10 protein-coding genes and 1 pseudogene are annotated in these 9,748 nt (G+C 63.0%); 6 read left to right on the top strand and 5 right to left on the bottom strand.

All coding sequences use genetic code 11. The annotated features are described in order from the left end of the window. Positions 1-155: 155 nt before the first annotated feature. From FJ418_RS31675 to FJ418_RS31660, 4 genes are all read right to left on the bottom strand, one after another. Positions 156-383 (bottom strand): hypothetical protein, encoded by a 228-nt coding sequence (locus FJ418_RS31675; protein ID WP_246680676.1) that lies wholly within the window; start codon positions 381-383, stop codon positions 156-158. Between the two features lie 104 nt (positions 384-487). After that, positions 488-1,117, bottom strand: coding sequence for a glutathione S-transferase family protein (locus tag FJ418_RS31670; RefSeq protein WP_140872206.1), 630 nt, complete (start codon positions 1,115-1,117; stop codon positions 488-490). Positions 1,118-1,234: 117 nt separating this feature from the next. Next, positions 1,235-2,332, bottom strand: coding sequence for an NAD(P)/FAD-dependent oxidoreductase (locus FJ418_RS31665; RefSeq protein ID WP_140872204.1), 1,098 nt, complete (start codon positions 2,330-2,332; stop codon positions 1,235-1,237). A 138-nt stretch (positions 2,333-2,470) separates the two neighbouring features. Continuing rightward, positions 2,471-2,704 carry a hypothetical protein gene (locus FJ418_RS31660; RefSeq protein ID WP_140872202.1) on the bottom strand — a complete coding sequence of 78 codons (234 nt, stop codon included), beginning with the start codon at positions 2,702-2,704 and terminating at the stop codon, positions 2,471-2,473. A gap of 117 nt (positions 2,705-2,821) precedes the next feature. Here FJ418_RS31660 and FJ418_RS31655 point away from each other — a divergent pair, with 117 nt between their 5' ends. From FJ418_RS31655 to FJ418_RS31635, 5 genes are all read left to right on the top strand, one after another. Beyond that, positions 2,822-3,421, top strand: a complete 600-nt coding sequence (locus tag FJ418_RS31655; RefSeq protein ID WP_140872200.1) for a DUF922 domain-containing protein — start codon at positions 2,822-2,824, stop codon at positions 3,419-3,421. Positions 3,422-3,722: 301 nt separating this feature from the next. After that, positions 3,723-4,799 carry a sn-glycerol-3-phosphate ABC transporter ATP-binding protein UgpC gene (gene ugpC, locus FJ418_RS31650; RefSeq protein WP_140872198.1) on the top strand — a complete coding sequence of 359 codons (1,077 nt, stop codon included), beginning with the start codon at positions 3,723-3,725 and terminating at the stop codon, positions 4,797-4,799. Positions 4,800-4,835: 36 nt separating this feature from the next. Further along, the gene (locus tag FJ418_RS31645) at positions 4,836-6,161 is read left to right on the top strand and encodes an ABC transporter substrate-binding protein (protein WP_140872196.1); all 1,326 of its coding nucleotides are present in this window, start codon (positions 4,836-4,838) and stop codon (positions 6,159-6,161) included. Positions 6,162-6,258: 97 nt separating this feature from the next. Continuing rightward, on the top strand, positions 6,259-7,197 hold the full coding sequence (locus tag FJ418_RS31640; RefSeq protein WP_140872194.1) for a sugar ABC transporter permease: 939 nt from the start codon (positions 6,259-6,261) through the stop codon (positions 7,195-7,197). 1 nt (position 7,198) lies between these two features. Beyond that, complete coding sequence (locus tag FJ418_RS31635) at positions 7,199-8,092, top strand: carbohydrate ABC transporter permease (RefSeq protein WP_140645453.1); 894 nt, start codon at positions 7,199-7,201, stop codon at positions 8,090-8,092. A gap of 13 nt (positions 8,093-8,105) precedes the next feature. Here the strand turns inward: FJ418_RS31635 and FJ418_RS32495 are convergent. Next, a pseudogene (locus FJ418_RS32495) lies at positions 8,106-8,219 on the bottom strand (VOC family protein); the annotation flags it as partial. A gap of 218 nt (positions 8,220-8,437) precedes the next feature. On the opposite strand from FJ418_RS32495, the gene FJ418_RS31625 reads away from it, so the two are divergent. Next, positions 8,438-9,646, top strand: coding sequence for an MFS transporter (locus FJ418_RS31625; protein WP_140855086.1), 1,209 nt, complete (start codon positions 8,438-8,440; stop codon positions 9,644-9,646). The last annotated feature ends 102 nt before the right edge of the window (positions 9,647-9,748 follow it).

Here is a 9,748-nt window from a genome sequence, read left to right as displayed (position 1 = left end):
GATCCTTTTGGCGAAGAATCCTCCAATCAAATCACTTCAAGCCGTCCTCACCCTTGCGTCGTGTACTGTGAGCGGATTCAGGCGACGCGCTTTAAGGCTTTGTTTTCATGCATGTCGTTATCGCAAAACCGCTGCACACTTTTGCGCGACATGCATTAGTTCTTCTTGCAGTCCGACATCGCCTCCATCGCCTTCCTCGCCTCGCCCTCGCTGGCGTATTTCTTCTTGCCGAGATCGACGACAAGCGTGCCGTCGGGCTTCTTCGGCACGATCTCGCACTGCTTCGAGACCGCGTCTCGGGCCACCCAGTATTGCTCGGCCGCCTTGGCAGGCAGGCTGATCATGCCAGTGGCGAGGATTGCGACGGCGATGGTGCGAACCATTGCGGATCTCCATGGCTGGGACGCGAAGCAGGCGGTGCCGATGAGGCGACGCCCGACACGCTGCCTTTGGAGAACGCCCTGTCCCGCCGCTGTGTTCCGGTGGCTCAGGCGTGCGAATGCGGATCGATGCTGTAGGGATGCACCGAATAGTCCGGGCCGATCGCCTCGCTGACGCGCCCCATCCAGGCACCGACCGCCGGATAATCGGCAAGCTCAAAACCGCAATCTTCTGCGCGGTGGGCGTAGGCGTAGACAGCAAGGTCGGCAATGGTGAGCGCGTCGCCGACCAGGAAAGGTGTGTCGACCAAGCTGCGCTCCAGCGCGCCAAGTGCCCGCGCGCCCGCTTCGCGCTTGCCGGCAACTAGCGCCTGGTTGCGCTCCAGGCGGCCAGTCAGCGTCCAGAAACGCAGCGAGCCGATGACCGGCTCGACATAATACTGCTCGAAGAACAGCCACTGCATCACCTTGGCGCGGGCAAGCCGGTCTACCGGAAGATAGGACGTGCCTTCCGCAACGAGGACGAGGATCGCGTTGGACTCGGCGATCGCCTGGCCATTCTCCACGGCGAGCACCGGAACAGCGCCCGCCGGGTTGAGCTTCAGGAAGGCCTCCGTGTGGCTCTCGCCCTCGAAGATCGAGACGATACGGGTTTCGTAGGCGATACCGAGCAGGCCGAGCAGGACGCGAACCTTCCAGGCATTTTGCGAGGGGAGATAGTCGTAGAGCGTGAGCATTGAGCGGTCCTCGGTGTGATGGGACGGCTTCGCATGGAGGGCGATGTGAGAGCCACCCGATTCAGGCGCCTCATCTCAACCTCGAGCAGGCAGACCAGCAGCTTCGACGCTTCGCCCTCACCGCCCTGCGATATCCTTCGCCACCGCCTTCGCCTCGATGCCGATCTCGCGCAGCAGGCCGGTGACCGGGTTGTAGAAACCGACGAGATAGACGCCGAGCTCCGTCGCGCGAGCATTCACGCCGCTCTTGTCCGGCCTGAGCTCCGCCGGGAGGAAGCCGTCATAGGCCGGGCGGTAGCCCGTGGCGAAAATCGCCGCGTCGAATTTCTTCTCAACGCGATCGGCGAACTTCACGCCGTCGGCGGTGAAGCTTGCGATATCCGGCGCGATGCCGATCCGGCCGGCCTTGATCGCCGCCACCGTGCCGACATCGATCACCGGAATGCGGCCGGCTTCGATCCCTTGCAGGATGCCCTGTTTCGGCCGCACGATGCCGTACCTCTCCAGCTTGCCCAGCGCCAGATCGAGGATTTTCGGAAACATCCAGTCGTTCAGCGCCTGCGGCATCGGCCGGCTGGCGATGCCCACCATCTGGATCGGCACGCCGAACAGCTGGCGCGGCACAATGTGGACGCCCTTGCGCACCGAGATGGTGGGCCTGGCGCCGCTTTCGGCGAGGTCGAGCGCGATTTCCGCGCCCGTATTGCCCATGCCGACGACCAGCACGTCCTTGCCGACGTAAGGCGCGGCCTCAGTATAGGCGGCGCTGTGCAGCACCTTGCCCTTGAAGGCCTCGATGCCGGGGAAGCGTGGCGTGATGGGCTCGGCATTGTTGCCGGTGGCGACGATCACCTTGCGGGCATCGAACAGCCCGGCATCGGTCTGGACCAGCAGGCGCTCGCCTTCGCGGTGGACCGATTTGACGGTGACGCCGAAGCGCGGCTTGAGCCCGAAACGCCCGGCATAGGCGTCGAGATAATCGACCACTTTTTCGCGCGGCACGTAGCGCGGATGGCTCTTCGGGAACGGCACGAAGGGCAGCGAGGAGAAGGATTTCACCGTGTGCAGATGCAGCCGCCGGTAATGCCGCCGCCAGGCCGGTGCAACCTCACTGGCCTTTTCCAGAATGACGAAATCCTGCCCCGCCTGTTTGAGGCAGGCCGCGACGGCGAGCCCGGCAGGGCCGGCGCCGACGATGACGACATTGGTGTCCAAGAACCTCTCCTCCCGCCCAGGCGACGCAGGCTATGACGAGAGGTGCAGAGGGACAAGTAGGTGAGAATACCTAGAGGGGGGCACGCCGCCTATCTCCCCCTCGAGGGTACGCAAGTGGGGAGATAAAGCGTCGCTGCCCTACTCCATCGCGCCCGGCGTCTCGGGCTCGTCCTCGGGAGGGTCGAGGATTTCGATCAGTTTCGCCACGCGGACGCCGGGCATGGCATGGCCCTCGTTGACCAGCGCCTCGTCGGCGCCGATCCAGGCGAAGGCCTCGCGCAGTTCCTCGAGGCTGGCGCCGGTCAGCGCGATGTCGGCGATGACGGCCTCGTCGACCGGTCCAAGCACGGAGATGATATCGTTGCGGGTCATCTTGTCCTCCCCCATGGTCGGGATGATTGCCCAAGGAAACGAGCGACCGGCGAAGCGGGTTCCAAAAATCCGCGGGCCGGCTTCTCCAGAACGAGGCGCGATGCTATGGCTCGCCCGATGAAGCCCGCCCTCCTCCTCGCCGCCCTGCTTTCGTCCACGCCGGCGCTCGCCGACTGGAAACCCGTCGAGAAAATCGAGACCTATGCCGTCTCAGGCCAGAGCGCCGAACAGCTTTATCTCTCGATCGGGGAGAAAGGGCCGGTGATCGGCAAAGATTCGGCCGGCAACGCGCGGCGCGTGATCGCGCATACTTTCTTCAAGCTGACCTGGCAGCGCGACTACCAGCCGCAAGGCAATGCTTGCGTGCTGAAGACGGCGCGGCCGAAGCTGATCATCACCTACACGCTGCCCAAGCCGGCGGGAAAACTTGGCTCAGCCTTGCAAACGCGCTGGGACGCCTTCGCCGCCGGGCTGATCGCGCATGAGAAGGTGCACGGCGCCGGCATCGTCGACATGGTGGACAAGATCGTCGCCTTCAGCACCGGCCTTACCGCCCAGAACGATCCCGGCTGCAAGAAGGTCAGGGCGGAACTGACGGCCTATCTCGACCAGCTCTCCAAGGCGCAGCGCCAAGACAGCCGCGACTTCGACAAGGTCGAGTTCGGGCGGGACGGCAACATGCTGAAGCTGATCGCGGCGTTTCTGTTTGGAGGCTGAAAGCAAACCTTGTCCAGCCGCTATTCGAGCATTCACTTGCCGGCAATCCGGCACCGTCCGGCCTGGCTTCGCTTCAAAGCCGGCTTCGCTCACATGTCCTGCGCGACGAAAGTATAAGGGCGCCTGTCGCCGCTTTACAGGCGGATGTGGTAGCGCTACCGTTTCACCGTCGCGTGACCCGGGGGGAGCTGGGGCAGACGTCGCCGACGCCAGTGGTGGATGCCTGCCGGCATCCTTTCAACCACGCCTGATAGAAACGGCTCCCCGCGAGACCTCGCAGGGAACCATCGGGAGGAGTTCGATGGCGTCTGTCGCGATTGGCGATGTCTACAAATCGTTCGGGGCCACCGAAATCCTGCATGGGGTCAGAGTCGATATAGAAGACGGCGAGTTCGTCACGCTCGTCGGCCCATCGGGCTGCGGAAAATCGACGCTTCTGCGAATGATCGCCGGCCTGGAAAAAATCTCGCGCGGCCATATCTCGATCGGCAGCCGTATCGTCAACAACGTTGCGCCGAAAGAGCGCGACGTGGCCATGGTCTTCCAGAACTATGCGCTCTATCCGCACATGACGGTGGCCGAGAACATGGCCTTCTCGCTCATGCTGAAGGGTGTTCCGAAGGCTGAAAGCGATGCGGGGGTCAAGCGCGCGGCCGAGATCCTCGGGCTGATTCCTCTTCTGTCGCGCTATCCGCGCCAGCTTTCCGGCGGCCAGCGCCAGCGCGTCGCCATGGGCCGGGCGATCGTGCGCAATCCGCAGGTGTTCCTGTTCGACGAGCCGCTCAGCAATCTCGATGCAAAGCTCAGGGTTCAGATGCGCGCCGAGATCAAGGAACTGCACCAGCGGCTGAAGACGACGACGGTCTATGTCACGCACGACCAGATCGAGGCCATGACCATGGCCGACAAGATCGTGGTCATGCATGACGGCGTCGTCGAGCAGATCGGGCCGCCGCTGGACCTCTACGATCGGCCGAACAATCTGTTCGTCGCAAGCTTCATCGGCTCGCCGGCCATGAACCTTCTCAAGGGCACGTTCGCCAGCGACGGCGCGCCGTCCTTCCGGGGCGCGGGCGGCATTTCCGTGCCTTTGCCGAAACCACCCGCGATCCGCAACGGCGAGGCAATGATGCTCGGAGTGCGGCCCGAGCACCTGCGGCTCGCCGACGACGGCATTCCGGTCACGGTGGTGGTGATCGAGCCGACCGGTTCGGAAGTGCAGATCATCGGCCGGACGGCGGGCGGCGAGGACATCGTCGCCAATTTCCGCGAACGCCATTCCTTCACGCCGGGAGAAACCATCCGGCTGTCGGTCGAGCCTGGTCCCATCCATCTGTTCCACGGCGGAACGGGCCAGCGGATCGAAGCGGCGCGATAGACAACGCAACGAGGAAGCAAGCAGGAGGAAACGAGTATGAAGTTCACCAGACGCGATGTAATCCGCACGACCGCAGCCGCGGCGGCCGGAGCCCTGGGCAGCCGCTTCGCCGGCTCGAGCGCCTTCGCCCAGGAAGGCCTGACCTATAAGCCCGAGGAAGGTGCCAAGCTCAGGCTGCTGCGCTGGTCGCCCTTCGTGCAGGGCGACGAGGACCAGTGGCTGAAGAATACCAAGCGGTTCACCGAGGCGACGGGCGTGGAGGTGCGCGTCGACAAGGAAAGCTGGGAAGACATCCGTCCCAAAGCGGCGGTCGCCGCCAATGTCGGCTCCGGCCCCGACCTGATGTTCGTCTGGTTCGACGACCCGCACCAGTATCCCGACAAGCTGCTCGATGTGACGGAACTGGGTGATTATCTCGGCAAGAAGTATGGCGGCTGGTATGACGGCCCGAAACAATATGCGACGCGCGAGGGCAAGTTCATCGGCTTGCCGCTGGCCACCATCGGCAACGCCATCGTCTACCGCGAAAGCTGGGTCAAGGAGGCAGGCTTCTCCGAATTCCCCAGGGACACGGCCGGTTTCCTGGAGCTTTGCAAGGCGTTGAAGGCGAAAGGCCATCCCGCCGGCTTCACCCATGGCCACGGCGTTGGCGACGGCAACAATTACGCGCATTGGCTGCTGTGGAGCCACGGCGGCCAGATGGTCGACGAAGCCGGCAAGGTGACGATCAACAGTCCGGAGACGCTCAAGGCGATCGAATATGCGCAGGAACTTTACAAGACCTTCATCCCCGGCACCGAAAGCTGGCTTGACGTCAACAACAACCGCGCTTTCCTGGCTGGGGAAGTGAGCGTGATCGCCAACGGCATCTCGGCCTACAACACAGCAAAGATCAACAAGGACAATGACCCGAAGCTGGCTGAGACCGCCAAGGACATCCGCACTACCAACATGCCGATCGGGCCGGTCGGGAAATCGGTCGAGCTTTTCCAGGTGACCACGGCTGTCATCTTCAATTACACGCCCTATCCCAATGCTGCCAAAGCCTATCTGCAGTTCATGTTCGAGGATCCGCAAATGTCCGACTGGATCACTTCGTCGGCGGGCTATTGCTGCCAGACGCTGAAAGCGTTCGACAACAACCCGGTTTGGAAGGCCGACTCTAACAATGCGGCCTACGCGAACGCCTCGGCGACGCTGCGCCCCAACGGCTATGCCGGGCCGCTCGGCTATGCATCCGCCGCGACAATGGCCGATTACGTGCTGGTTGACATGTTCGCCAAAGCGGTGACGGGCCAGGCGACGCCGCAGGAAGCAATGGAAGAGGCTGAAAAACGCGCCAACCGCTACTACCGCGTCTGATCGTGGCGTAGTTGAAGCAGGCTGACCGCGCTTTGCGGCCTACGCACGCCAAGCGCGGTCAGCCACAGTTCCACCCGCATAACAAGGAGCCCGCGCCATGGCCGTGCCGTCCGTTGCCGTTCAGCCGCGCCCGTCGATCCTGTCGCGGCTCGCCGAGAGCAGGAACACTCTCGGCTTCGGCTTCATGCTGCCGGCGGCGGCGCTGCTCCTGGTCTTTCTCACCTATCCGCTCGGCCTCGGCGTCTGGCTCGGCTTCACTGACACACGCATCGGCCGACCGGGCATCTTCATCGGCATCGAGAACTACGAATATCTGTGGAGTGACAGCGTGTTCTGGCTGTCGGTCTTCAACACGCTGCTCTACACGGTCAGCGCCTCGATCCTGAAATTCGTGCTCGGACTGTGGCTGGCTCTCATCCTCAATGAGAAGCTGCCTTTCAAGTCGTTCTTTCGCGCCATAGTGCTGCTGCCCTGGGTGGTGCCGACCGTGCTGTCGGCCATCGCCTTCTGGTGGATCTACGACTCGCAGTTTTCGATCCTGTCCTGGGCGTTGCAACAGATGGGCCTGATTGACCACCGCATCAATTTTCTCGGTGATCCGACCAATGCGCGCGCCTCGGTCATCGCGGCCAATGTGTGGCGAGGCATTCCCTTTGTCGCCATCACGCTGCTTGCCGGACTGCAGACCATTCCGCAATCGCTCTACGAGGCTGCTACGCTCGACGGCGCCAGCCGCTGGCAGCTGTTCCGCTACGTGACCCTGCCGTTGCTGACGCCGATCATAGCCATCACGATGACGTTTTCGGTGCTGTTCACCTTCACCGATTTCCAGCTGATCTATGTGCTGACCCGCGGCGGCCCGGTGAACGCCACGCATCTGATGGCGACATTGTCCTTCCAGCGCGGTATTGCGGGGGGCCAACTGGGCGAAGGCGCGGCAATCGCGGTCGCCATGATTCCTTTCCTGCTGGCGGCGATCCTGTTCAGCTATTTCGGCCTCCAACGGCGCAGATGGCAGCAAGGCGGCGGGGACTGACATGGCCGCAATCAAGGAAATCGAGCGCCTGGAGACCGACGAAGGCGGCATGGGCTACCTGCAAAGCCTTCCGCGGCGGGTGGTGACGGTCTATCTGCCGCTGCTGGTGTTTCTGATCGTGCTCCTGTTTCCGTTCTACTGGATGACGATCACTGCGGTTAAGCCCAATATCGAGATGACCGACTATGTGAACTACAATCCGTTCTGGGTCGTGCATCCGACGCTGGAGCACATTCGCTATTTGCTCTTCGAGACCTCCTACCCAGGCTGGTTGCTCAACACCATCATCATTTCGACCGCCGCAACTTTCCTGTCGCTGGCGGCTGCCGTGCTTGCCGCCTATGCGATCGAGCGGCTGAGGTTTTCGGGGGCGCGGCAAGTTGGCCTCGCCGTCTTCCTCGCTTATCTCGTGCCGCCTTCTATCCTGTTCATCCCGCTATCGGTGATGGTGTTCAACCTCGGTCTATACGACACACCATTCGCGCTGATCCTCACCTATCCGACCTTCCTCATCCCGTTCTGCACTTGGCTTCTGATGGGCTACTTCCGCTCTATCCCCTTCGAGTTGGAGGAATGCGCGCTCATCGATGGCGCGAGCCGCTGGCAGATCCTCACCAAGATCGTGCTGCCGCTGTCGGTGCCCGGCCTGATCTCGGCCGGCATCTTCGCCTTCACCTTGTCCTGGAATGAGTTCATCTATGCGCTGACCTTCATCCAGTCTTCGGAGAAGAAGACGGTGCCGGTCGGCGTGCTCACCGAACTCGTTCGCTCCGACGTCTATGAATGGGGCGCGCTTATGGCCGGCGCGCTGATCGGCTCGCTGCCGGTGGTGGTGCTCTATTCCTTCTTCGTCGAGCACTATGTTTCATCGATGACGGGCGCGGTGAAGGAGTAGCAGCGGGGCTGCTCTAAAAACTGATCTCCACCGCCGCGGCACTTCGCTTGGCCTCGCCGTGGAACACCGCCTCGATGTTGTTGCCGTCGGGGTCGAGCAGGAAGCAGGCGTAGTAGCCGGGATGGTAGCAAGTGCTTGGAAAATGCCAGAGAGGGGGATTTCGCAGAGCGATGACTTTCCTCGTCGGCGCCTTCCACTCTCTTGGGCGCCAAAAATCCGGATAAAAAATGCAACCAGATTGTAGGATCGGCTCCCGCCCTGGCGTCCTTCGGACGCAGACGGCCCGGTGGACTGGAAAAACCGTGCCGCATCAAACAGGATGCCTTTCGGCATGGGAGCAGAACCATGAACCATTCCTATCGTTGGGTCATCGTCGCGGCGGGCGCGCTGATGACCTGCGTGGCGCTTGGCGCCATGTTTTCGTTGGCGATCTTTCTGGAGCCGATGTCGCTCGACACGAACTGGTCGCGCACCGGCATTTCCAGCGCCATGACCTTGAACTTCCTGGTGATGGGCCTCGGCGGTTTCGCCTGGGGCGCGATCTATGACCGGGTCGGCGCGCGGCCCGTGGTGCTTGCGGGCGCGGTGCTGCTCGGCCTGTCGTTGGTGGTGGCGAGCCGCGCCGATTCGCTGTTGGTCTTCCAGCTCAGCTATGGCGTGATCGTAGGCCTGGCGGCCAGCGCCTTCTTCGCGCCGATGATCGCGCTCACCACCGCCTGGTTCGACACCAACCGCAGCCTTGCCGTCTCGCTGGTCTCGGCCGGCATGGGCGTCGCGCCGATGACCATCTCGCCCTTCGCGCGCTGGCTGATCACGGCTTATGACTGGCGCACCGCCATGTTCGACATCGGCGTCATGGCTTGGGTGCTGCTGTTGCCCGCCGTCTTCCTGGTGCGCCAACCGCCGGCGGCAATCACTACCGCCGATGGGACGCCGGCGCCCGCCGCCGACGATCCCGGCATGAGCGTCGGCCAGGCGCTGCGCTCGCCGCAATTCATCGTGCTGGGCTTGACCTTCTTCGCCTGCTGCGCAGCGCATTCGGGCCCGATCTTCCACATGGTGAGCTACGCCATGTCCTGCGGCGTGGCGCCGATGGCGGCCGTATCGATCTACAGCGTCGAGGGGCTCGCCGGCCTTGGCGGGCGCATTCTCTATGGCGTGCTCGGCGACCGGCTGGGCGTGAAGCCGGTGCTGGTCGCCGGGCTCGCCATCCAGGGGCTGGTGATCGCCGCTTATCTCACCGTCGGCCAGCTCGACCAGTTCTACCTTCTGGCCGTCATCTTCGGCGCCACCTATGGCGGCGTGATGCCGCTTTACGCTGTGCTGGCGCGCGAATATTTCGGCCTGCGCATCATCGGCACCATCCTCGGTGCGGCCACGATGCTCTCCAGCCTCGGCATGTCGCTGGGGCCGCTCGCCGGCGGCATGATCTACGACGCCACCGCCAGCTATCACTGGCTGTTCATCGGCTCGGCGCTGATCGGGCTGGGCGCGGCCGGCATCGCCATCGCCTTCCCGCCGCAGCCCAGCCGGCAGAAGCTGCAGATGGCGTGAGGAAACTGCTGATCTTCCCCTTGTAGGCAGGGGAATCGCATATGGCGTTTTTGGGGTTGAGTTTAGGCTGAGAAAGGATTCTTTGGAGAGGCAGTTGAGCGA

The sequence above is a fragment of the Mesorhizobium sp. B2-8-3 genome (assembly GCF_006440815.1).
Classification (GTDB): Bacteria; Pseudomonadota; Alphaproteobacteria; order Rhizobiales; family Rhizobiaceae; genus Mesorhizobium.
Note: the sequence above shows the minus strand (reverse complement) of the source record. Positions and strands in the feature narration are given on the sequence as shown.

Bases quoted from the DNA above. Each gene is read 5' to 3' on its own strand.
- FJ418_RS31660 (WP_140872202.1), bottom strand. From the start codon at position 2,704: ATGACCCGCAACGATATCATCTCCGTGCTTGGACCGGTCGACGAGGCC.
- FJ418_RS31625 (WP_140855086.1), top strand. From the start codon at position 8,438: ATGAACCATTCCTATCGTTGGGTCATCGTCGCGGCGGGCGCGCTGATG.
- FJ418_RS31675 (WP_246680676.1), bottom strand. From the start codon at position 383: ATGGTTCGCACCATCGCCGTCGCAATCCTCGCCACTGGCATGATCAGC.
- FJ418_RS31640 (WP_140872194.1), top strand. From the start codon at position 6,259: ATGGCCGTGCCGTCCGTTGCCGTTCAGCCGCGCCCGTCGATCCTGTCG.
- FJ418_RS31635 (WP_140645453.1), top strand. From the start codon at position 7,199: ATGGCCGCAATCAAGGAAATCGAGCGCCTGGAGACCGACGAAGGCGGC.
- ugpC (WP_140872198.1), top strand. From the start codon at position 3,723: ATGGCGTCTGTCGCGATTGGCGATGTCTACAAATCGTTCGGGGCCACC.
- FJ418_RS31645 (WP_140872196.1), top strand. From the start codon at position 4,836: ATGAAGTTCACCAGACGCGATGTAATCCGCACGACCGCAGCCGCGGCG.
- FJ418_RS31670 (WP_140872206.1), bottom strand. From the start codon at position 1,117: ATGCTCACGCTCTACGACTATCTCCCCTCGCAAAATGCCTGGAAGGTT.
- FJ418_RS31655 (WP_140872200.1), top strand. From the start codon at position 2,822: ATGAAGCCCGCCCTCCTCCTCGCCGCCCTGCTTTCGTCCACGCCGGCG.